The organism is Labrenzia sp. PO1 (assembly GCF_012273635.1).
GTDB classification, from domain to species: Bacteria; Pseudomonadota; Alphaproteobacteria; order Rhizobiales; family Stappiaceae; genus Roseibium; species Roseibium algicola.
Map to the genome: position 1 here is coordinate 173,024 of NZ_JAAXCR010000005.1, position 22,929 is coordinate 195,952.

A 22,929-nucleotide genomic window follows, 5' to 3' on the forward strand; every position below is an offset into this window, starting at 1 on the left:
AAAATCAAAGTTATTTTGTGATTTTGTGATTTATTTTTGTGACATCCTCCGCTACGCCTATGCCGTAAGCGCAGAGGAGGACCTCATGACTACAGACACATTTCTATCGTCGAAAGCAGCCCTGGACCCGGAAAATTTCAAACTCGCCAATTGTATTCGGGCGTTGTCCATAGATGCCGTCGAGGCAGCCGCTTCCGGACATCCGGGCGCGCCCATGGGTCTCGCGGATGCAACGACCGTGCTGTTTCGCAAACACCTGAAGTTTGACGCGAAAACACCGGACTGGCCGGACAGGGACCGCTTTGTGCTGTCAAACGGTCATGCCTCCATGCTCCTCTACAGCCTGCTGCACCTGTGCGGCTATGAAGACATGACGATCGAGGAGATCCGAAATTTCCGGCAGTGGGGCTCGATAACCGCAGGTCATCCCGAGCATGGTCACGCCAAAGGCGTCGAAACCACCACCGGCCCTCTTGGTCAGGGGATAGCGACCGCCGTCGGCATGGCCTTGGCCGAACGGCGTCTTGCAGATGAGTTCGGTGATGATCTCGTAAATCACAATACTTTTGTGATCGTCGGTGACGGCTGCCTTCAGGAAGGCATTGGTCAGGAAGCGATCAGCCTTGCCGGTCATCTGGGCCTTGGCAAACTGATCGTTCTCTACGACGACAATTCCATCACCATCGACGGCCCAACCAGCGTTTCCTTTTCCGAGGATGTTCCGGCCCGCTTCGCAGCCTGTGGCTGGCATGTGCAAACGTGCGACGGACATGACGGTTCTGCAGTCGACGCCGCACTGACCGCAGCCAAGGCGGCCACCGACAAACCCTCGATGATCGCTCTGAAAACGGTGATCGGCTTTGGCTCCCCCAACAAGGCAGGCACCGCCGGCGTACATGGCGCGGCGCTTGGCAAGGACGAAGCGGACGCGACCAAGAAAGCTCTCGGATGGACGGCTCCTGCTTTCACCATTCCGGATGATCTCGCCGGCAGCTGGAAGAAAATCGGCACACGTGGCCAGGACAGCCGCGAGGCCTGGGAAGGCCGGCTGGCAGGTGCGCCTGAAGACAAGCGCCGCGAATTCGAAAGACGCGTGAGTGGCACCTTGCCGGCAGGCTATGAGGCAGCAGTCTCCAGCGCGCGTGACAGCCTCTTTTCAGAGCCCAGGTCCGCTGCTACCCGCAAGGCAAGCCAGATGGCCCTCGAAGCCCTTGCCCCGGCTCTGCCGGAAATGATCGGGGGATCAGCCGATCTGACCGGGTCGAACCTGACCCGTGTTCCTGCCGTCAACAGCCAGTTTTCGCGCGAAGCGTCCGGCCGTTATATCGGTTACGGAGTTCGTGAATTTGCCATGGCGGCAGCCATGAACGGCCTAGCGCTGCATGGCGGCTTTCTGCCCTACGGCGGCACTTTCCTTGTCTTTTCCGACTATGCAAGGAACGCCATTCGCCTCTCGGCCCTGATGGGGTTGCGCTCCATCTATGTCATGACACATGATTCCATCGGTCTTGGCGAAGACGGCCCAACCCATCAGCCGGTCGAACATCTCCTCTCGCTGAGGGCAATCCCCAACCTGACGGTGTTCCGACCGGCAGACACGGTTGAAACGCTGGAAGCCTGGGACTGTGCCATTCGCTCCATGAATGCGCCGAGCCTTCTGGCCCTTTCCCGTCAGGCTGTCCCGCAACTGCGCCTGGAGCGGACAGAGGAAAACCTGACGGCACGCGGTGCCTATGTCATCCGCCAGTTCGGAGAGGGCCGCGACATCACGCTGATCGCGACCGGAACCGAAGTTGCACTGGCGGTCGAGGCAGCGGAAGGCCTGGCAGCCGATGGACTGGCCGTTGCGGTCGTATCGATGCCGTCGTGGGAACTGTTCGACGCCCAGCCGGACGCCTACCGCGCCGACGTTCTCGGCACCGCCCCGCGCATTGCCATCGAGGCCGCGGGAAAACTTGGCTGGGCCCGTTATGTCGGCAGTGAAGACAATGTCATCGGCCTGAGTGGTTTCGGAGCTTCTGCGCCGGCCGAACGCCTCTACGAGGAATTCGGCATCACGAAAGAAGGGATTGCCCGCATGGCGAAGTCTCTGGCCGGCTGATCAAGCCGTCTGCGCATCCTGACCGGTCACTCTCCGGTCAGGGCATGCGCCGTGGTCTCGTCGGTGATGAGGCCACGCAGGCGTCCGCTGCGCAAGATGGCGCGAATGGCCTCGATCTTTTCAGGGCCACCTGCAATCGCGATGATCTGACTGTCGGCCCGTTCGTCCAGCGTGGCCGCAAGCGTGCGGGCGGTCAGGGTCGTTTCGAGTGTCCGTCCACTGGCATCGAAGAAGTGGCCGAGCATTTCACCGACGCCGCCACCGGCCTTGATTTCCTGGATCTCACTGAGTTCGATCATGCCGGACGAGACCAGCTGCGCCTGCGGCTCGACGGTGCCAATCCCGACGAGCTTGATATCGGCTGCGTTCGCCATGTCGAACACGTCCTGAACCCCGCGCTGCGCGAGCAGCACCTCCCGGTCTTCCGACGAATTGGCAAAGAAGGGCACCGGCATGACAAAGGCGCTCGCCGCCGTCTTTTCGGCCAGGCGATGCATGACGTCGTATGGATTGGCGGAAAAGTTGCGGGTCAATCCGCCGAGCAGGGAAACGAACTGGACACCGCCTGCATCCATGCGGCTCATAAGACGAACAGCGTTGGAAAGCGTCCGGCCATGGCCAAGGCCAATGACCTTGTGCTCCTTGCGCTCGATTTCCCGGCGGATGAAATCCGCACCGGCCTGGCCCAGAGCCCGCAGCGGCATGCCGGGCTCGCCCAGATCCGGTGCGACATCACAGAATTCGAGGCCAAAACGGTCGCAGAGGCTGTCCTCCAACTCGACGCATTCGATGATCGCACCATCAATGGAGACCTTCACCACCCCTTCGGCAGCCGCCTTTGCGATCAGCCGGTGCGCCTTGACCGAGGCAACCCCGAGCCGCTTTGCCACGGCCGCCTGTGTCAGTCCACCGGCGTAATGCAGCCAGGCAGCCCGCGTCGCGAGCGATTCCTCCGGGTCGATATCCCTCACCTTGCGTACCTTCCCAATATTTCGCAATGCCGCTTGCCGCCGCCAGCCGAACCGCGACGGTCACCTGATTTCAATAGCTTAGATATCGGGGCCTTGCTACCGCAAGCCCGTTGGCAAATAGCCGAAGACGCGATCAGCTAGATGTTGAGATCCTGCTGGCCCGTATCGATATGAGGTGCCCAGAAGGCAACACTCTCGGCGATCTGCGGAATGACCTGCCGGTCATTTGGCTCGCGCTCCTTGAAGCTGAGTTCCAGGCAGATCTCATTGTCCTCGGCGCCGCCTTTCGCCAAAGCTTCCAGGAGCGGCTCCGGATGGATCTGGCCACGGGCGTTGAATTCCGCTGTAAAGGGCCGATGGCCGCTCTTGTCCAGAAGGCTCTGCTTGATGTGAATGATCGGCGATACCCGTGGAACGGCTTCGGCCCAGGCAAAGGGGTTGAAATCGTCCGGATTTGAGCTGGTCACGTCACCGTGGTCGATATCGGCCATCATCCACATCGGAACGGCCATCGGCGTGGCCGAAATTCGCTCCTGAAGCGCAAGGCAGGTCGCTATGGTCTCACCGAATTCCCGGCCAATGCTCATCGGCTCCCAGAAAACATATTCCAGACCCGCCCCCTTCGCGTGTTCGGCAACCTCCGCCCAGCAATCGATGGCGATCCTGATCAGGTCGTCCCGCCGGACCGGATCGTCGTAATCCTTGTAGGTGAAAATCGCGAACTGGGTGCCGACGGAAACGCCTCCGAAATCGCCGATGATGTCGGCGAAGGTCTTGAACCAGTCTACATAATAACGCCGCACATCGGCATCTGGATGACCGAAATGATTGAGACGGCCGTAGGGGCCCGTCATACCGCTGGTCACCCGCACACCTGTCCTGGCAAGTGACGCCGACATTTCGCGCGTCAACCGCCGGATAAGGGGCGCCGGCCAGCTGGGGTTGATGAACTCGTGCGTCAACTGCAGGTCGCGGATCTTCAGGTCGTGAGCGACCGTCTCGATCAGATCCGCGGGATCCGCGTAGCGATTGACCAGCGGGTTTGTGTTGAGCGAAAGCGTCAGGGGCATGAAGTGTCCAGTCGTCGGGGAAATGGCAGGCGTCCGAGCCGGATATCAGGCGGCACGTGCGGCGTATTCGGCGTTGAACCAGCTTGAAAAGGCCGCTTTTTCATCCGCACTCAGGTGCAAGCCGTGTTTGGTTCGCCGGGTCAGGATGTCATCGGCGGTCTGCGCCCATTCCTCGTTGACGAGATGGCGCACCTCGGCCTCATAGAGTTGCGCGCCGAAGTGCCTCCCAAGCCCGTCCAGTGCGGTGGCCGAGCCGACTATCCGGCTGGTTCTTGCCCCGTAGCAGCGCCCGTAGTGTTTCAAAAGGGCGCGCGGCATCCACGGATAAGCCTCCCGCATCGTTTCCGAAAAGCTTTCGAAATCCGCATTCGGAATTTCGCCGCCAGGCAACGTGGCGGTTTCCGTCCAGTCGCCGCCCATCTGCGGGAAGATCCGGTCAAGCTTATGCATCGCCCGCTCGGCCAGCTCGCGGAAAGTCGTGATCTTGCCGCCAAAGACATTCAGAAGCGGGACATTGTCCGTCATGTCGAGATCGAACACATAGTCGCGCGTCACCGCGGACGGATTGCCCTTGCCGTCGTCGAACAATGGACGCACACCCGAGAAGGAGGTCAGGACATCCGACCGGCGCAGCTTTGCCTTGAAGTACCTGTTCACGGCCTTGATCAGATATTCGATCTCGAATTCTTCGGCCTGCACGTCCTCGGCGCGGCCTTCATAAGCGATATCCGTGGTTCCGATCAGGGCCTTGTCGCCCTCATAGGGGTTTATGAAGATCACCCGTTTGTCGTCGTTCTGAACCAGATAGGCCTGTTGCCCCTGCCAGAACTTCGGCACAACGATATGGCTTCCCTTGACCAGCCGCACGTTCCGGCTGGAATTCGATCCGGCTACGTTCAAGATGACATCGGACACCCAGGGACCTGCCGCATTGACGATGCATCTGGCTCGAACTGTTGACGTTTCGCCGGTTTCGCTGTTGCGCAATGTTGCCAGCCAGGCTCCGTTGTCGCGGCGCGCGCTGGCAACAGCCGTACGCGTGAGAACCCGGGCCCCTTTCTCGAAGGCATCCAATGCATTGATGACAACAAGGCGGGCATCGTCGACCCAGCAGTCGGAATATTCGAAACCGCGTTTGTAACTGTCGAGGATCGGCGCACCTTCCGGATCCCTGTGCAGATCGAGCGTCCGGGTACCCGGCAGCTTCTTGCGGCCTCCCAGGTGATCATAGAGAAACAAGCCTAGACGCACGAGCCAGGCCGGGCGGTCTGCCGGGCTATGTGGCAGCACGAAGCGCATGGGCCAGATGATATGGCTGGCGGAATTCATGAGCACTTCCCGCTCGATCAGGGCTTCGCGCACCAGTCGGAATTCATAATATTCCAGATACCGCAGACCACCGTGAACCAGCTTGCCCGACCGGGATGACGTTCCTTGCGCAAGGTCGTCCTTTTCGCAGAGCCAGACGGACAATCCCCGGCCGGCAGCGTCGCGCGCAATGCCGGCGCCATTGATGCCGCCACCAATCACCAAAAGATCGATCGTCTGCGTTTCGCTCGTCATTTCATGCTCCTGTGGTGACACTGCTGGCAGGTTCCGTCTCGTCGCGGCTTTCGGTGCGCAGTTTCGCGAGCAGGTCCCATGTGCCTGCAAGATCCCTGCGAAGACCTGCAAAGACCGGGAAAATAGTCTCGTAGGACCGGACCAGGCCGGGATCGGGTGCTTCCGCCTGTCCAAGCAAGGGCGTGACCCACTCGCTGATGCAGCTGCGCATGTCCGGATAAACGCCCGTGGCAACCGCCGCCATCATTGCGGCACCCGCCGCTCCGGCCTCGTCCCGCGCCGAGACGCGAACCGGTGCGTTTACCGCAGCTGCCAGTATCTGGCGCAGTGCCGGGGAGCGTGCCGCGCCTCCGGTCAATCGAAGTTCGGATGGAAGTGCTCCCATTGCGGCGTAGCAATCACGGGCGGCCATACCGAGACCTTCCGCCACTGCACGCACCAGATCCGCGTAGCCATTTGCGGCGGAAAGCCCAGTAAATCCGGCGCGGGCGTTGGCATTGACGAAGGGGCCACGTTCGCCGGCTTCAGAGATGTAGGGGTGATAGAGGATGGCGCCCGGCTTGCCGGCGGCAAGCCAGCCCTCGATGTGGGACACCAGATCACGGTGAGAGACATCCTGTCCCATGCCGCGCATCACGTCCGCGGCAATGTTGAGAACCCAGTCGAGATTGAGCGTGGCCGCCATGTTGGTCTGCACCTGGGTGACGATGCCCGGCACCGGCAACGCAATCACATAACCTGTGCCTTCAGCATTGAGGTGCACTTCTTCGGCTTGCTTGGCATGCATGTGCACACCGGTGGAGCCAATCGTCGAACAGGCGGCATCCGCTTCGCCCGTGTAGACACCGGCGCCAAGTGCCGTCATCACCATGTCGACGTAGCCGAGCGAAACCGGTGTCCCCACCCGAAGGCCTGTCGCCTGCGCGGCCGCATCGCTCAAGCCGTGGGTTGTTTCCGTTCCCTCGACGATCTCCGGCAGCAGATGCCGCCGGTGCCTGAGGCCGAGCGCTTCGATAGCCACATCATTATATTGCCGGGTCCGGAAGTTGCCGAAGGTGAAACTTGCCTCGGACGGGTCCGTTGCCCGGACGCCCGTGAGGTTCAGGTAGAGCCAGTCCTTGCAATGAAGCGCGACTTCCGCGCGGTCCAGGCTTGCTGGATCAAACCGGTCCATATGCGCAAGCTGGGCGCCTTGCTGACAGGTATTCAGCCCTGTTCCCGTTGCCTCGAACCGGGCCCGGTTCAGCGCATTTCCTTCCAGCCGGCTGACAGTAGGTGCGGCACGGGCATCAAGCCAAAGCCAGGCATCACCGACCGGCACATTGTCCCGCCCCACCAGCCAGGTTCCGTCTCCCTGCGCGGTCACGCCGATCGCGACAGTGCGCCCGCTCAGGCCTTCGACCAGATTACCAAGCTGTTTCAGGGCTGTGACACAGTCCTGCCAGGTTCGGCTCATGCACTGGGTCGCGGCACCTCCGGCGCCAGTGTCATAGGCATTCGTGACCGAAGCCACCGCAATCTGGGTGCCTGAAAGGTCGAACGCCACCGCTTTCACCACGGACGTGCCGGAGTCGATTCCGATAAGAATGTCGCCCTTATGCATGATGGCGTCCACCGCCCAAGCCATGCTCAAGAGCCGCTATTTCGGCTTGCATTTCATTCCTCCCAGAAAGCTTCAACTGACCGGACTCTCGCAGATCCTGACTGTTTGCACAGCCCTGCATGCGCCGTTCGGGACGAAGCTTCTGCAGTCTATATATAACACTATTATCTCATATGCATGTATTTTTTTACTGACAAAGTAATTTATTTCATCTAGGGTGATTGTCATTGGGAGGCATGCAGTAGGCATTTCTCCCGGTGCGAGGGCGGGAGCAACGTTCGCAGGAACGGGACCCTCAAACGAAAAAGCCGCGCAAGCGCGGACTGGGAGGAGAACAATGGTTTTCACGTTAGAAATGACGGTCACCCGGAAGCGCATCGCGGATCAATGCCGCACGCGGCACCGGGCATTTGCGCATCCAGTTGCGCATAGCCGCTAAGAACGTGCTGAACGGGCGCGATTAACGGGCGCCCGACACATCCAGCTCCTGACACGAGAAGAACATGCCGGCCGCAAGCCTTGTCGCGGCCGAACGAGAATTGCATGCCGGAGGAAGATATGGCCAAGGTCGAAACAGCAGTCGGCGGCGCCTCATTCGTGAAGCCCAGCTATGGAAAGTGGATCGCGGTCGCGATCGCCGCTGTAGTGGCCGGCGCCATAGTCCTGGACACCAAGGTCGTGCGTGTCGGCTCCGAGAGCGACATTCGGCAACAGGCTTTTTCACCTGACGTCTATGGCGTGGACACTTTCCCGCGTATTCGCGACTTCGTTGCGCAGAAGGCCGTCGAAGCTAGCGAGATCGGAGCCCTGGCGCTTTCCGACAAAACGAAGCTGGCCGAAACCTACGGCACGGCTTCGTCTACCGGCTCGATCATTCCGGTGAAGTTCGAAGGTGTCGTCGGCGAAGGAAAGTCGGGACTTTACAACGTCACGATCGACGGTGTGCCGTCGGAAATCCGGGTTCGCGTCCAGACGGGTCCTGCCATCAACGGCACGGATCTTCGCGATGTCCCGGGGGATATCACCTTCGGCGATTTCAAGAACCAGATCGAGTATCAGAACGCCGCTTCCGCCATCAACCGGGCAATGAAGCAGGTGGTGCTTGAAGGCCTCGACACGAGCGCCCTCACCGGCAAGACCATTCAGGTCACCGGCGCGTTCCGCCTGATCAATCCCAAGAACTGGCTGGTAACACCGACGGAGGTCACCGTTCGATGAACGCGATCCATCCCGTTGCCGCAGTTGAAGACGAAGTCGTGCTCGCCGCGCGTAATGTCGCCAAGTCCTACGGTGCGATCCAGGCTCTGAAGGGTGTCAACTTCGACATTCATCGTGGCCAGGTCACCACCCTTTTCGGTGAAAACGGCGCCGGCAAATCGACCTTGATGCGCATCCTGTCCGGCATCACGACGCCGACGACGGGTGAAATCATCCTGGATGGCGCACCGATCACCTTTGCCTCGGCCACCGAAGCCCGGGACAGAGGCATCTCCATCATCCACCAGGAGCTGAGCCTGGCGCCGAACCTTTCCGTGCGGGACAACATCTTCATGGGCCGTGAAATTCGCGGACCGATGGGGGTCGACTTCGCGGAGGAAGAACGCCAGACGCGAGCGCTGATGGTGGAGCTGGAAGAGGAGATCGACCCGCTGACGCCGGTTGAGGATCTGCGCCTCGGCCAGCAGCAAATCGTCGAAATTGCCCGTGCGCTTTCATATGACAGTCGCATCCTCATCATGGACGAGCCAACCTCTGCCCTTTCTGCCTCGGAAGTGGAAGTGCTGTTCAAGGTCATTCGCGATCTGACAAGCCGCGGCGTTTCCATCGTCTATATTTCCCATCACCTGGAAGAAGCGCTCCAGATCACCGATCACGCGGTTGTCCTGCGGGACGGCGTGATGACCGCCTATGCACCACGCAGCGACATCGACCTGGAATGGATCGTCCGCAACATGGTGGGCGAGAACTATGATCTCGGCTCACCACCGACCGGTTACGAATTTGGCGAAACCGCCCTTTCCATTCGCAATCTGACCGTCGCCGACCCGTCAGGCGCGGATTACAACGTGGTCGACGACCTGTCGCTTGACGTGAAAGCCGGCGAGATCGTCTGCATCTACGGATTGATGGGCGCCGGACGCACCGAACTTCTGGAAACCGTCGCCGGGCGGTTGAAGCAGGAGACGGGAGACATCCTCCTGAACGGCGGCAATGTCTCGCCCCTCTCTATCGGCCAGAGAATTGCCAACGGTCTCGCGCTTGTTCCCGAGGATCGGCAGAAGGACGGCCTCGTCCAGACAATGACGGTCGGCCAGAACCTGTCGCTTGCCTCCATCATGGATTTCACGCGCGGCATCTTCACGTCCAGAAAGCTGGAATCCGATCTCATCGAAACCAGCATCCGCAAGGTCACCGTCAAGACCTCCGGACCGGACGCGGCGATTGGCTCGCTGTCTGGCGGCAACCAGCAGAAGGTCGTGATCGGCAAGATCCTGGCCACCGAGCCGAAGGTGATCATGCTCGACGAGCCAAGCCGCGGCATCGATATCGGCGCCAAGGCGGAAGTGTTCCGGCTCTTGGCCGAACGTGCCCGCGAAGGTTTGGCCGTCATCTACTCGACCTCGGAAGTCGGCGAATGCCTGTCCATCGCCCACCGCATCATCGTCATGCACCGGGGCCGGATCTCGGCGGAATTCGATTCAACCATCAGCAAGGAAAAGATCATGGCCGCCTCCGGCGAAGCCGTGGTCGCCTGACGGAGATCAGATCATGAGCGTTACGAGCGCCAACACGCAACCGGTCGCCAAGAACCGCCAGTCCCGCGAGCACAATATAGGACGGCTCCTTCTCGAAGGCCGCGCTTTCTTCGCCCTAATCGCGATCATTGCCGTTTTCTCGTTCCTGTCGCCGCATTATTTCACGGTCGGGAACTTCCTGATCATGTCCTCGCATGTGGCGATCTACGGCATTCTGGCCATCGGCATGCTGCTGGTGATCCTGAACGGCGGCATCGACCTTTCGGTCGGCTCCATTCTGGCCCTGTCCGGTGTCATTGCCGGCTTCCAGATGCAGGGCATCGTTCTGGATGCCTTCGGCGTCATCGTCTATCCGCCGGTCTGGGCGGTGGTCGTCATTACTTGTGTCGTCGGGGCGCTGGTTGGCGCGGTCAACGGGATCCTGATCGCCTGGTTCCGCGTTCCGGCTTTCGTGGCAACGCTCGGCGTCATGTATGTCGCCCGCGGCATCGCCCTGTTGATGACCAACGGTCTCACCTACAACAACCTGTCAGGCGATCCTTCGCTTGGAAACACCGGTTTCGACTGGCTTGGTTTCAACCGTCTGTTCGGCGTACCGATCAGTGTTCTGGTGCTGGCGGCACTTGCGATCGTTGCCGGCCTGATGCTCAGCCGTTCCGCCTTCGGTCGCTGGCTCTACGCTTCCGGCGGCAATGCCCACGCGGCCGATCTTTCCGGCGTCCCCGTCAAGAAGGTGCAGGTGTCGGTCTATACGCTCTCCGGCATTCTTGCGGCCATCGCAGGTCTTGTTCTCTCGTCCCAGCTGACATCCGCTGGCCCGACCGCGGGAACGACCTACGAGCTGACCGCAATTGCTGCTGTGGTGATCGGCGGTGCAGCCCTGACCGGTGGCCGAGGCACCGTCCGAGGCACCATGCTGGGTGCCTTCGTCATCGGCTTCCTGTCCGACGGCCTCGTGATCATCGGCGTCTCGTCCTACTGGCAGACCGTCTTCACCGGTGCCGTGATCGTGCTCGCCGTCCTGATGAACTCCATCCAATACGGCAGCGCGCGGAAGAAATAGCCACTGCCTCGAACAGATTTCGCCGCTCCCGGAGGACTTAGGGAGCGGGAATACCCGCCAATTGGCGACCCCCATTCACGCTAAGGGAGGAATACTCGATGTTGAAATTTACCAGACGGACCCTGCTTGCTGCTGCCGCCGTCCTGCCGATGATTGCAAGCCCGGCTCTTGCCGACGGCCTGATCTCGATCATCGTCAACGATCCGGCCAACCCCTACTGGTACACCGAAGGCCATGTGGCAAAGGCTACTGCGGAAGAGCTCGGTTACGAAGCACAGGTCAGCGCCCATAAAGGTGACACCAACACCGAAAGCACCCTGATCGACACCGCGATCACCAACCAGTCCAAGGCAATCATTCTCGACCCGGCCAATGCAGACGGTTCTGTCGGCGCGGTGAAGAAGGCCGTGGCCGCCGGCATTCCGGTGTTCCTCATCAACGCTGAAATCAACCAGGAAGGCCTTGCCCAGGCACAGCTCGTTTCCAACAACGCCCAAGGGGCTGCAATCGGTGCGCAGCAGTGGGTGGAAGCCGTTGGTGAAGAGGGCAAATACGTCGAGCTTTTCGGTGCGCCGTCCGACAACAACGCAGCGACCCGTTCCAACGGTTTCGAAACCGTGCTGACCCAGTACCCGGATCTGGAAAAGGCAGCACAGGAAGTCGCCAACTGGGACCGTACCCAGGGCTATCAGAAGATGCAGTCCATGCTTCAGGCCAATCCGGACATCATCGGCGTCATTTCCGGCAACGATGAAATGGCTCTCGGCGCCATCGCCGCCTTGAAGGAAGCCGGCAAGCTTGACCAGGTGAAGGTCGGTGGCTTTGACGGTTCGCCGGACGCTGTTGCTGCCATCCGTGCTGGCGAACTTCAGTACACCGTGCTGCAGCCGGTTGCAGTCTTCTCCGCTGAAGCAATCCGCCAGGCCGACAAGTACATCAAGACCGGTTCCACCGGCGCGGAAAGCGAAAAGCAGCTCTTCGATTGCGTGCTGATCACGGCCGACAACGTCGACAAGGTCACGGCAGCCTTCACCCTGACCCAATAATACCTCCCCACCTGACGGAGGCATCGCAAGGTGCCTCCGCTTTTTTCCGGGCAACCGGACCGCAACGCTGCCACTTTGCCAAATTCGGACTTTGACGTTAAGTGAAGCTGATCGAGCAGCAGCAGAAGCGACACAGCGTGGCATCGGACAACACCAGTTCCCCCGGAAACCGGCCCCACCTTCCCACCGACAGCCGACAGGCGCGCCAGATTGCGCGCAGGCGTTTGATCGCCGACTACGTCAACAGCCGCCAGAGTGCGCGCATCGACGAGATTTCGAAACGCTTCGGCATCAGCCTGATGACGGTCCACCGCGATATCGACACGCTGGTCGAGGACGGGCTTGTCTCGAAGTCCCGCGGTGTGATCACCTCCAGAACCAGTGCTGCTGGTTTAGCTGAACCGGCTGATACCGCGGCAACTGACGCCGGCGACTATCAGGCGATCGCAGCGGCCGCTGCGGATCTGATCCAGCCCGGCCAGACCGTTTTTCTCGCAGGTTCCCCGATCCTGAGGCACGCAGCCAGGCACCTCGCCAGCAAGGTGCCGCTCACAATCGTGACCAACTCCCTCGATCTGATGAACGATTTCCGCGAGCTTCCCGATATTTCTCTCATCGGGCTCGGCGGGACGTTCAAATCCTGGTCTGGCTGTTTCCACGGTCCGCAAACGATCCGCGAAATCAACGACATCGATGCGGATGCGGCGATTGTCTCTGCGGATGCGATCTTCGAGGAAAAGACCTTCTACGAGACAGAAGAAGACCTGGCCGTTCGGAATGCGATGCAGGAAAAGGCCAAGCGGATCATACTGGTTGCCAGCCATGGGATGTTCGACAAGAAAGCCTTTTACGGTGGCAACGATCTTCGTGACTACGACGCGGTTGTCGTGAATTCCGCCGTTCCCCCGCTGCTTGTCGACCGAATGCTGTCCAGAAAAATCCACGTCCGGCTTGCCTGAGATCCTCTCGACAATTCTTGTCTCCAGACATTCGTAACATTGTCGTCTTTTGTTGCAACAAAATGACAAATGTTACTTAATGTTGCCAAAAGTCAGATTCACTAATCGGCGGATTGGACTATCGGCCGAAATCGTGCAATTCAGATCGGCAACAAAGGGGGGAGCGGTCATGACAATGGAAACGTCTCGAGAGGTCAATCGCCGCGTACCTGCGGAGTTTGACGATGTCGTCGTCTGGGCAGCCTGGCTCTATTACGAAGAATCGCTCAACCAGAGCGACATTGCCGGCATCATCGGTGTCTCGCGCGCGACCATCGTGAACTATCTTCAGGAAGCACGAGAGCGGGGTGTCGTTCGCATCGCCATGGATGCGGGCGTCATGGCACGTTCCGATCTCTCACGGGAGATATGCGAACGCTTTGGCCTCAGCGAAACGCTGGTGGTGCAGCATCAACCCGGCGCGGATGCCCAGACACGGCTATTGACCCTTGGTGCAGCCGGTGCGCGCCAGCTGGAGCGGATGATCGACCCCGGTGAGATCCTCTGTGTTTCCTGGGGCAAGACTGTTCTTGCGGTTGCCGACGCGTTGAAACCCATGAGCGACGTCGACGGGGTCACGGTGGTTCAGGTGACAGGAGCCGCTACCAGCAAGCGCGACTTTTCCGCCGAACTCTGCACCGCAATCATGGCCCGTAAGCTTGGTGCGATCAGCATGAACCTGAATGCACCCGCAGTTCTGTCCAGCGCAGACCTATGCCAGGCGCTGCGACGTGAACCTGCCCTCGAACGCCAGTTCGACATGATCCGGCAAGCCCGTACGATCGTTTTCGGGCTCGGCGGCCTTGGGCCGGAAAGCACCATCCGCTTTGCCGACATCGCGACGGACGAGGAAATCGACGCCTACGGCGAAGACGGCGCGAAAGCCGTTCTGATCTGCCGGTTCCTCGATGAGGAGGGCAATCAGATCACGCGGGAATTCGACAAGCGCATGATGGGGATCGAACTCGATGAGCTGCGCGCCATTCCACGCCGGCTTTGCGTAGCAGGCGGATTGTCAAAGCTCGAGGCAATCCGCGCAACGCTGAAGGGTGGCTATGCAACCCATTTTGTCACCGACCTGGAAACGGCGCGGGCCCTCCTCAAGGGCTGAGGCCCGCGCGTTCTGTCGGTCAGGCAAGAACCTTTGCCGAATTCATGAAGTTGACGGTGTCCTCGAAGCTCTTGATGCCCGCGTCAGACCCGAGCCCCGTCGCCACAAGCGCCGCCGAGGCTTGCGCAAAGTTCAGCGCAGTCTTCAGGTCCATCTTGTGGTGAAGGGCCGTGATGAACCCGGCATCGAAGGCGTCGCCGCAGCCGGTCGTATCCACAACGGAAATTTCGAACGCTGGCTGGCGGACAAACTCGCCCTTGTGATCCATGAAGCAGACGCCGTCACCGCCGAGCGTGAAGACACACTGCTTGACGCCGCGATCCAGGAAAAAACGTCCTGCTTCCTGGATGTCGCCTGCACCGGAAATCAGACGGGCTTCTTCGATCGACGGCATGAAATAATCGACATGCGGAAGCAGCGGCAGGAGCAGGTCGATTGTGTTTTCGTTGGCTCCCAGCAGATCGAAGGTGACCGTGCGGCCACGTTTCTTGGCTTCCGCCAGAAGTCTCGCGCTCGGCTCACCGTCCAGTTTGGCCAGCAGTCCGGTTCCACCCAGGTGAATGATTGACGGCGCCAGCACGGCATCAAGCATGTCTGCTGGGACATCGAAATGATCGGACGCGCCGCGCTGGTGCAGGGCCGGACGGTCGCCGTTGCGGCGAACGTTCAGGATGGTTGCCGACGTCGGTACGCCCTCGAGCCGCTGCATCAGGCTGGTGTCGACCTTGAACCTGCCGAGCGTTGACAGCACGAAGTCGGCCTTTTCATCGTCGCCGACGGCTCCGACGGCCAGACAGTTCAGTCCGAGTTTCGCCAGATCGATCACCGTACCGCCCGCGGTACCGGCAACGGTCAACCGAATTTCGTCGATGAACTCGACGTTGCCGCCCTCGGGGATCGCATCGACCGGTCGACCGAGAACGTCAAGAATGTAAAGGCCTATGACAGCAGCATCGTGGCTCATTTTTCCTCCCGGGAAAGTATGTTTCAGGCGCGGTTGCGCAATGCGAAGATCGTGCCCGCCAGCAGGATGAAGGCGCCGATGATGGCGAGTTGGAGCGTGCTGGGGATACCGATGAAGACAAGAACGTTGCTGACCAGCGTGATCAGGACAACGCCGAGCAGTGTGCCGACCACGGTTCCCGAACCACCGGTGATCTTGGCGCCGCCGAGCACCACTGCCGCGATGATTTCCAGTTCCATGCCTGCAAGGTCGAACGGGTTGGCAAGCCGGTTCGAAGCGACATGCACGATACCAGCGACACCAGCCAGAAGGCCGGCCCAGCCGAAGACGAACAACCGGACATAGAACAGATTGAACCCGAGGCGCTCGGCAATGCCCGGATTGCCGCCAGCTGCAAAGATCGCCCGTCCCATGAGCGTTCTTTCGAGGATGAACCAGGTCGCAAAAGCCGCGGCCACCAGCACCAGCACTGTTGCCGGCAGGGTCGAGATCACACCATTGGTGCCATGCCACGTGATCAGCGAGGCTTTCCCGAAGCCATCCATTGCGGCCGGAATATTCATGAACAGGGCCGTTCCGATGAACGTCAGCAGGAAACTGCGAATGAAGTACTGGGTGCCGATGGTAACGATCAGCGAAGGCGTGCGCAGCGCATGGACCAGAAGCCCGTTGACCACGCCGAAAGCAGCTCCTCCGGCGGCGGCCAGCGGCAAGATCACCCAGATCGGCATGCCCGGAAACACATTCGTGACCAGCATGGTCAGCGCGTACATGACGAAGGCTGCGATCGCGGTAAACGATACATCGATCCCGCCGGCGGCAAGAACGGCAAGCACGCCCATCGCAAAGATGCCGCGGACCACCGAGGCCCGCAGAATGTCGAAGAGATTGTTGACCGCCAGAAAGTCCGGATTGGCAATCGCAACGCCGATCACCGTCAGGATGACGAGTGCAAGCGTGAACAGCTCCGGTCTGCGGCCCATCAGATCCCAGATGCGCTTGAACACGCCGGGTCCGCTGTTGGTAAGGGTCATGTCGGTCACTGTGCGGCTTCCTCGTCCATGTTCGCCGACGCTTCCGACGTCGGGCCTGCAGCCATTGTCTGGTAGATCCCGTCTTCATCGACCTCTTCGGCCGCATAGTCGGCGACGATCCCGCCCTGTCGCATGACGAGAATGCGGTCGCAGTTCTGCAGCAGCTCGGGAAGGTCATCGGAAATGATCACGACAGCCATGCCGTCGTCCGCCAGACGCTGAATGATGCGGAAGATCGTGTCCTTCGAGCCAACATCGACGCCGACAGTCGGGCCGTGCAGCACCAGAAGGCGTGGTTCGATGGTGAGCCAGCGTCCGATCAGAACCCGTTGCTGGTTACCGCCTGAAAGCGACTGCACCGGCACCGTGACATCGGGCGCGACCACCTGAAGATCAGTGATCTGGTCTTCAGAGAGCTTGCGCGCCTTGCGCTGGCTGATCATTCCGAAGAAATTGCGCAGCCTGTTCAGCACCGGCAGCGTGACGTTGTCCTGAATGGATTTCTCCAGGAAGAGGCCTTCGGTCAGGCGGTCTTCGGGAACATAGCCGACGCCTTCCCTGATGGCCTCGGCCGGTGAGCGCAGGGCAACCGACCGGCCGTCCAGACGGATCGTGCCGCGCTCTGCCGGGACGACACCGGACAGCGCGAGGGCCAGCTCGTTGCGGCCGGAATCCAGAAGGCCGGTCACACCCAGAATTTCACCCTTGCGTACCGTGAACGACAGGTTCTTGAAGGCGCGGCCCTGGCTCAGGCCTTCGACCTGAAGCAGCGTGTCGCCGATTTTCGGCTCGGTCCGATACCGGGCCTCGGAAATCTCGCGACCGGTCATCAGATGGCCGATTTCGGCCTTGTTGGTGGTGGTCACGTCGCGCTCGGCAACCTTCTGACCGTCACGCATGATGATGGCGTGTCCACCAAGCGACTTCACCTCGTCGAGCTTGTGCGTCACGAACAAGACTGTAACGCCTTTGTCCAAAAGCTTCCGGACCACGGAAAGCAGGTAGTTCACCTCCTGCCGGGTGAGCGAAGTGGTCGGTTCATCCATGATGACGAGCCGAGCCTCTGCGGCAATGGCGCGGGCAATCGCGACCAGCTGCCGGGTTGCAAGAGGAAGCGTGTCAATTCTGCGCGTCAGGAAGGCACGGTCTGTCGGCAAATGAACCTGCTCAAGAGCCTTGGCCGCTGTTTCGTAAAGCGCGCCCAGCTTCAGCCTCCGGGCGAGACTGCCGTCTGCTTCCACGAGCTGACCTGTGAGGGCGACATTTTCGGCAACCGACAGATTGGGGAGCAGGGAAAGGTCCTGATAGACGGTTTCGATGCCCGCACGCAGGGCACCGATGGCACCGAGATCGCCTGCGACCTCGCCTTCGGTCTGCACGCCATCGATGAAGATCTGTCCCGATGTCGCCGGTTGGGCGCCAGAGATGATCTTGATCAACGTGGACTTGCCGCAGCCGTTTTCACCCATGAGATGGTAGATCTGTCCGGCATGAAGCGTGACGCTGACATCCTTCAGCGCCTGCACGCCGCCGAACGACTTGCGCACATTACGGATCTCTAGAAAAGGCGCCGTGCCTGTCTTTTGAGACTGAGCGGGCTGGGGCTGCATGGTGACGTCCTGTGAATTCGATAGGTTCGGGGACGCGGTGTTCCCGCGCCCCCTGTTTTGCAGTCGTGTGTCAGTGGATCAGAACGGGTATTCGCCGTAGTTTTCCTTGCCGACATCAACCCAGGCCTGACCCTGAATGATGATGCCCTTGCCCGGACCCTGGCTCACCTTGACCGAGTTGTAGCCCTGCACGCCGAGGTCGGCGCCATCGGTGATTTCTTCGCCGTTGAGGATCTTTTCCGAAATGACGTTCATCACGTAGCCGGCATCCTTCGGATCCCAGAAGTAAATCCGGTCGACAGCGCCGGTCTCCAGGTAAGGTCCGGTGTCCTTGGGCAGACCCAGGCCGAAGACGCAGGTCTGATCAGACCGGCCGGCTTCCTCGATCGCACGGCCGATGCCGATGACGTCGATTGCGGAGGAACCCTGGAAACCCTTGATGTCCGGATAGGCGCGCAGAATTTCCTTGGCCTTCTCATACGCCTTGTTGGCATCGTTGAAGGATTCGTTTTTCGCAGCAACCAGTTCCATGCCCGGATACTTGGCTTCCGCGTTGGCCGCACCGGCATCAACCCACTGGTTGTGCGTCAGGCTGCCGAGCGAGCCGACGAAGGTCGTCCACTTGCCTTCACCGCCCATGCATTCAGCCAGACCTTCGTTGATCTTGGTGCCAAATGCCGCGTTGTCGAAAGCTTCGATGTCGGCATCCGCGTTGACGATGCTGTCACCTTCATGGGCGATGACCTTGATGCCACGGCCCTGTGCACGGCGCAGCACACCTTCCAGTGCGGACGGATCCATCGGCACTACCGCGATCGCGGATACGCCCTTGGCAACCAGATCCTCGATGATGCGTGCCTGCTGAGCGGCATCGGCCTGTGCCGGGCCGATCTGGGTGGCGTCGATAGCCTCCTTGTCCGCATTGAAGGCATCGACGCCTTCGTTCATGCGGATGAACCAGTTTTCGCCGGTAACCTTCACGACCGTCGTGATGGTCTGCTCGTCAGCAGCCAAAGCCGGGCCGGCAAGTATAGTGCTCAGGACGAGCGCGCTTCCAGCCAGTTTCTTGACTGATTTCATAGTCTTTCCTCCACGGTTTTTTAAAAGGGCTGTTCATTCTTGCGCCGCCCGGGGTGCCCTCAGGCCCGCGGCGCATCCGTTCATTGCCTTGATGGCAACCAGATGCTGAAGTTCACGCGAGCCGAGGCCAGCAGGGCGAGCAGAAGGACACCCCAGGCAAGGTCGCGGAAGAAGTTCGAGATTCCGAGAAAGTTGAACAGGCTCGACAGGATCTGCAGCGCCGTTGCCGCAAGAAGAACGCACAGCACCTTGCCGTATCCGCCTTCCGGCTTCACGCCACCCAAAACCGCAATCAGGATCGCGATGAGGACATACGAGCTGCCGTAATCCCATTTGACGGACAGATTGCGTGAAGCGATGACGACACCCGCGATAGAGGCCAGAATTCCGCAGATCGTATAGGTGATCACGATCATGCGGCGGGCCGGGATACCGCCATAGTGAGCGGCCTTCGCATTCGACCCGAGCAGCATCAGCTTCACACCGAAGGGCGTATAGCGCAGGACATAGGCAATCAGCGCGGCCACCACGACAAACAGCGTGAAGCACAGGGGAACGCCGAGAACGGGCAGGTTTCCAAAGCTGTCGAGCGGCGGAATATATCCGAGGCTGAGCGCCGATCCGTTGGTCAGCCAGACGGCGACACCGGTGAACAGCAGCTGGGTGCCGAGTGTCGCGATCAGCGGCGTCAGACCGGCAAAGGCGATGACTATTCCATTCAGAAGACCACCGACGAGACCGACCGCAATTGCAACGCCGGCGAACGTCCAGGAGAACAGCAGCGGATCGTCACCCGGCACGATAAGTGCACGAACGACCAGAAACGAAACGATGCCGGAAAGATTGGCCAGGGCGATACCGGAAAGATCGATACCCCCGTTCCCGGAGATCATGGCCAGGGTCACGCCAAGCGCCAGGAGGCCGAGCTCCGGTACCTGGGCAGCCATGATCTGCAGGTTATAGCTGTCGATAAAATTGGCACCTGCAAGCAGGGCACCGGTGACCAGCACGATCACATTGATCAGCGCCAAAAACACCGTCTGTCGGTCAGCTCTAGGCAACAATCTTTCCTCCCAGGGGCCGGAGCGTTTGCACTCCGGATCGTTAATTGTATTTAGACAAGGGTATCTGACAAATGTCAATCACTCTGATTCAAGGTTTGACAATTCACCTTTAACCCATTGCCTTTTCGTCACTTTCCATCCTTCTGCTCACCGAGTTCCGTCAGTGCAGGAGTGTGGCAGGGATGGTCGAGAAGGGTGATAAGCTCGTCGTCCAGCTTCATCAGCGAGAGCGACACTCCCTTCATGTCGAGCGAGGTGAAATACGGACCGACGAAGGTGCGGTGAACGCCGATGCCATGCGCCTTCAGACGCTGGCGAACACGGCGTGCCAGAATGTAGAGTTCCATCGTCTGGGTGCCGCCGAGCGAGTTGATGAGCAACGCCACGCGATCGCCGCGCACCGGTGCCATCTCGCTCAGAATGCGGTCCAGAAGCAGATCCGCGGCATCATCCGCCTTGACGATCTTCTGCCGCATCACACCGGGTTCACCGTGGATGCCGACCCCGATCTCCATCTCGTCCGGACCGACCTCGTAACTCGGCTGACGGGTATCGGGCAGCCTTACCGGCTCCAGGGCGAGACCCATCGTGTAGGTACAGTCGGCCGCGCGCCGCGCAACGATTTCGCAGGCCTCGAGCGAGGCATTGAGATCTGCCGCAGCCCCCGCGATCTTGAAAACGAAGACGTTGCCGGCAACACCCCGGCGCGACCCGCGAGCATCCGGTGGTGACGAGGCGATGTCGTCTGTCGTCACAACCTGACGAACACGAATTCCCTCCGCCGCTGCCATTTCGGCAGCCATGTCGAAGTTCATGACGTCACCGGAGAAGTTTCCGTAGATATAAAGAAGCCCGGCATCGCCATGAACTGCACGGCTCGCAGCCAGAATCGGATCAGGCGGCGGCGCGGCAAAGATGTTGCCCATGACGGCAGCATCAGCGCAGCCCTGGCCGACATAACCCCAGAACCCGGGGTCATGGCCCGAACCGCCCCCTATTACGATGCCGACCTTGCCGGACCTCGGCCCGTGCCGCACCATCACGGCACGATGGGTCCCCGGCACCTTGGCAAGCAAGGGTTCATGCGCCAGCAGAAGACCGTCGATACTCTCGTCGACAATGTCCCGTGCTTCGTTGATCAGTTTCTTGTCGCCGCCGTGATGGACGCGCGGTGCAGCCCCGTCGACAACAGGGGCCGGGACTTGCGAACGCCGCTTCGGCTCCTGCCAGCCATCCGCCGTGAGCACACCTCTTGCACTGGCCGCATCGGTGATCAGCACGTTGACGTATCCGCCACGCAGCGCAGCAAGGATCGCCGAAACCTTTTCAATGCCGCCGGCAACGGCAATGCGCTGCGGGATTGCCCGCAACGCTGCAAGATCAAGGCCGATCGTCCGATCATTGACCGGACCGATGACCGGTTCCCCGCGTGCCGAGATGAAGCGCCCGCTGACGCTGCCAACTGCGTCCTGATAATGCGCTTGCTGGTCGACCCCGTCGAGAAAGCCGCTTGTGTGAATTGTGCTTTCCGGGCGCATCGACGAAATGCCCATCACGATGCGATTGGCTTCCGAAAGAACGACCATCTGCTCGGACAAGACGGTTTCGGCCAGCAGCCGTTCGCGCATTTCCGGCGAGGATACGATGGCAGGTGCCGACAGGGGCACCCAACGAGCCCCGAGCGCTTCGGCAAGGCGCGCGGCGCAGGCCTCCGGGGTCCAGGGTATACGCGCCGTCGTGCTGCCGGACGCCTGAACGACGCGAATGTCGGCAAGGCCCGGATGGTGCAATTCCTCGGCAAGGGACAGAACAGACCGGCCCCAGGCCACCGCAATCGTGTCGCCGGCGCGCACCAGCCTCTTGAGCACCTGCGCACCTGCAGCGCCGAGCCGTTCGAACAGCGAACGATCACCGCCTTCGCTGGGGATGACCAGGCAATCCTGCAGGTTGAAGCGGTCCTTCATGGCCTTTGCGATCATGACCGAACGGAAACGATCCGGTTCGATCTCGATATTGACCAGCCCACGCGTGCGCGCATCGGCCAGATAGGTATTCACCGACGCCCGGGAGAGCCCCATGAGGTTAGCGATGTCCGCCTGGGTCATGCCGTCTTCGTAATAGAGCCAGGCAGCCCACAGCAGCGGATCGTCACCGAACCGCATCGGCATTTCACTCAGGATGGCCTTGTCGGGTTTCCCGCCGGAACGCTTCACCATCAGCTTGCCTCCCCTTGCAGGAGGTTCGCGAGACCCTCGCGCAATGCGGCAATGATGATGACTGCGGAGGCGGCTCCCGGGTCGACATGCCCGAGCGATCTTTCACCCAGTCTTGCGGCCCGGCCGACGGAGGCGACCATGGCGCGCGTGGCTTCTCGCCCTTCGCTCGCGGCCTCCAGCGCGGCATCGAGGCAAGCAACCGGGCCTGCCCCGTTCTGCTGTGCTTCTGTTACGGCACGCGCAGCCGGCCCCCAGGCGTCCAGCATAGTCTTGTCGCCGGGGGTCGCCTTGCCCCGTTGTGCAATCCCGTCGCAGAAGCAGACGACCATCTCCGGGAGACGATCCACCGGAATATCCTGCTGCGCATCAAAGGCCTGCCCAGCACGAAGAAAGGCACTGGCATAGAGCGGGCCGGTCGTTGCACCGACGGCATTCAGGAACGAGCGTCCTGCAATCGGCAACAGGGCACCGGCCTTCACGTCCTGGTTTGCAGCCTCAACGCATGCGGTAACGACCGCGGCAAATCCGCGTGCCATGGTGTTCCCATGGTCGGCATCACCGATGGCGCCATCCAGGGCACCAAGTTCGGCACTTGCTTCGTCGATCCGCATCGAGACGATGCGGAGCAATTCGGTCATTTGCGTTGCGTTGAGGTTTGTCATGGTTCGTCTGCTGCTCC

18 protein-coding genes are annotated in these 22,929 nt (G+C 60.6%); 7 read left to right on the top strand and 11 right to left on the bottom strand.

Features of this window, described 5'->3' with window-relative positions:
* Nucleotides 1-85: 85 nt before the first annotated feature.
* Nucleotides 86-2,101, top strand: coding sequence for a transketolase (tkt, locus tag HCG46_RS24285; RefSeq protein ID WP_168687679.1), 2,016 nt, complete (start codon nucleotides 86-88; stop codon nucleotides 2,099-2,101).
* A gap of 26 nt (nucleotides 2,102-2,127) precedes the next feature.
* Here the strand turns inward: tkt and HCG46_RS24290 are convergent, their stop codons facing one another.
* The 4 genes from HCG46_RS24290 to HCG46_RS24305 form a co-directional block, all read right to left on the bottom strand.
* Entirely contained in the window at nucleotides 2,128-3,063 is a 936-nt protein-coding gene (locus tag HCG46_RS24290) for a sugar-binding transcriptional regulator (protein ID WP_031269512.1), read from the bottom strand.
* Nucleotides 3,064-3,209: 146 nt separating this feature from the next.
* Nucleotides 3,210-4,142 (bottom strand): TIM barrel protein, encoded by a 933-nt coding sequence (locus tag HCG46_RS24295; RefSeq protein ID WP_168687680.1) that lies wholly within the window; start codon nucleotides 4,140-4,142, stop codon nucleotides 3,210-3,212.
* Nucleotides 4,143-4,187: 45 nt separating this feature from the next.
* On the bottom strand, nucleotides 4,188-5,705 hold the full coding sequence (locus tag HCG46_RS24300; RefSeq protein ID WP_168687681.1) for a glycerol-3-phosphate dehydrogenase: 1,518 nt from the start codon (nucleotides 5,703-5,705) through the stop codon (nucleotides 4,188-4,190).
* A gap of 1 nt (nucleotide 5,706) precedes the next feature.
* The gene (locus tag HCG46_RS24305) at nucleotides 5,707-7,308 is read right to left on the bottom strand and encodes an FGGY-family carbohydrate kinase (protein ID WP_168687682.1); all 1,602 of its coding nucleotides are present in this window, start codon (nucleotides 7,306-7,308) and stop codon (nucleotides 5,707-5,709) included.
* Between the two features lie 543 nt (nucleotides 7,309-7,851).
* On the opposite strand from HCG46_RS24305, the gene HCG46_RS24310 reads away from it, so the two are divergent.
* The 6 genes from HCG46_RS24310 to HCG46_RS24335 all read left to right on the top strand — a co-directional run bounded on the left by HCG46_RS24310 (nucleotide 7,852) and on the right by HCG46_RS24335 (nucleotide 14,282).
* Nucleotides 7,852-8,526 (top strand): DUF2291 domain-containing protein, encoded by a 675-nt coding sequence (locus tag HCG46_RS24310; protein WP_286185509.1) that lies wholly within the window; start codon nucleotides 7,852-7,854, stop codon nucleotides 8,524-8,526.
* Nucleotides 8,523-10,064, top strand: coding sequence for a sugar ABC transporter ATP-binding protein (locus tag HCG46_RS24315; RefSeq protein WP_077294273.1), 1,542 nt, complete (start codon nucleotides 8,523-8,525; stop codon nucleotides 10,062-10,064). Before HCG46_RS24310 ends, HCG46_RS24315 begins: the two co-directional genes overlap by 4 nt.
* Before the next feature lie 13 nt (nucleotides 10,065-10,077).
* The gene (locus HCG46_RS24320; protein WP_023001436.1) at nucleotides 10,078-11,127 is read left to right on the top strand and encodes an ABC transporter permease; all 1,050 of its coding nucleotides are present in this window, start codon (nucleotides 10,078-10,080) and stop codon (nucleotides 11,125-11,127) included.
* Nucleotides 11,128-11,225: 98 nt separating this feature from the next.
* The gene (locus tag HCG46_RS24325) at nucleotides 11,226-12,173 is read left to right on the top strand and encodes a D-ribose ABC transporter substrate-binding protein (protein ID WP_023001437.1); all 948 of its coding nucleotides are present in this window, start codon (nucleotides 11,226-11,228) and stop codon (nucleotides 12,171-12,173) included.
* Between the two features lie 101 nt (nucleotides 12,174-12,274).
* Entirely contained in the window at nucleotides 12,275-13,132 is an 858-nt protein-coding gene (locus HCG46_RS24330; RefSeq protein WP_168687683.1) for a DeoR/GlpR family DNA-binding transcription regulator, read from the top strand.
* 169 nt (nucleotides 13,133-13,301) lie between these two features.
* Nucleotides 13,302-14,282, top strand: coding sequence for a sugar-binding transcriptional regulator (locus HCG46_RS24335; protein ID WP_168687684.1), 981 nt, complete (start codon nucleotides 13,302-13,304; stop codon nucleotides 14,280-14,282).
* 19 nt (nucleotides 14,283-14,301) lie between these two features.
* Here HCG46_RS24335 and HCG46_RS24340 read toward each other — a convergent pair whose 3' ends face one another.
* From HCG46_RS24340 to dhaL, 7 genes are all read right to left on the bottom strand, one after another.
* Nucleotides 14,302-15,246 carry a sugar kinase gene (locus HCG46_RS24340; protein WP_168687685.1) on the bottom strand — a complete coding sequence of 315 codons (945 nt, stop codon included), beginning with the start codon at nucleotides 15,244-15,246 and terminating at the stop codon, nucleotides 14,302-14,304.
* Nucleotides 15,247-15,269: 23 nt separating this feature from the next.
* On the bottom strand, nucleotides 15,270-16,229 hold the full coding sequence (locus tag HCG46_RS24345; RefSeq protein WP_228148166.1) for an ABC transporter permease: 960 nt from the start codon (nucleotides 16,227-16,229) through the stop codon (nucleotides 15,270-15,272).
* Between the two features lie 56 nt (nucleotides 16,230-16,285).
* Complete coding sequence (locus tag HCG46_RS24350) at nucleotides 16,286-17,890, bottom strand: sugar ABC transporter ATP-binding protein (RefSeq protein ID WP_168687686.1); 1,605 nt, start codon at nucleotides 17,888-17,890, stop codon at nucleotides 16,286-16,288.
* A gap of 78 nt (nucleotides 17,891-17,968) precedes the next feature.
* Nucleotides 17,969-18,970, bottom strand: coding sequence for a substrate-binding domain-containing protein (locus HCG46_RS24355; RefSeq protein ID WP_168687687.1), 1,002 nt, complete (start codon nucleotides 18,968-18,970; stop codon nucleotides 17,969-17,971).
* Nucleotides 18,971-19,050: 80 nt separating this feature from the next.
* Nucleotides 19,051-20,031: an ABC transporter permease gene (locus HCG46_RS24360; RefSeq protein WP_035907770.1), complete on the bottom strand. Its 981-nt coding sequence runs from the start codon at nucleotides 20,029-20,031 to the stop codon at nucleotides 19,051-19,053.
* A 131-nt stretch (nucleotides 20,032-20,162) separates the two neighbouring features.
* On the bottom strand, nucleotides 20,163-22,250 hold the full coding sequence (locus HCG46_RS24365) for a bifunctional sugar-binding transcriptional regulator/dihydroxyacetone kinase subunit DhaK (RefSeq protein WP_168687688.1): 2,088 nt from the start codon (nucleotides 22,248-22,250) through the stop codon (nucleotides 20,163-20,165).
* A complete protein-coding gene (gene dhaL, locus HCG46_RS24370; RefSeq protein ID WP_023014445.1) occupies nucleotides 22,250-22,912 on the bottom strand; it encodes a dihydroxyacetone kinase subunit DhaL in 663 nt (220 codons plus the stop codon). Before dhaL ends, HCG46_RS24365 begins: the two co-directional genes overlap by 1 nt.
* Nucleotides 22,913-22,929: the final 17 nt, after the last annotated feature.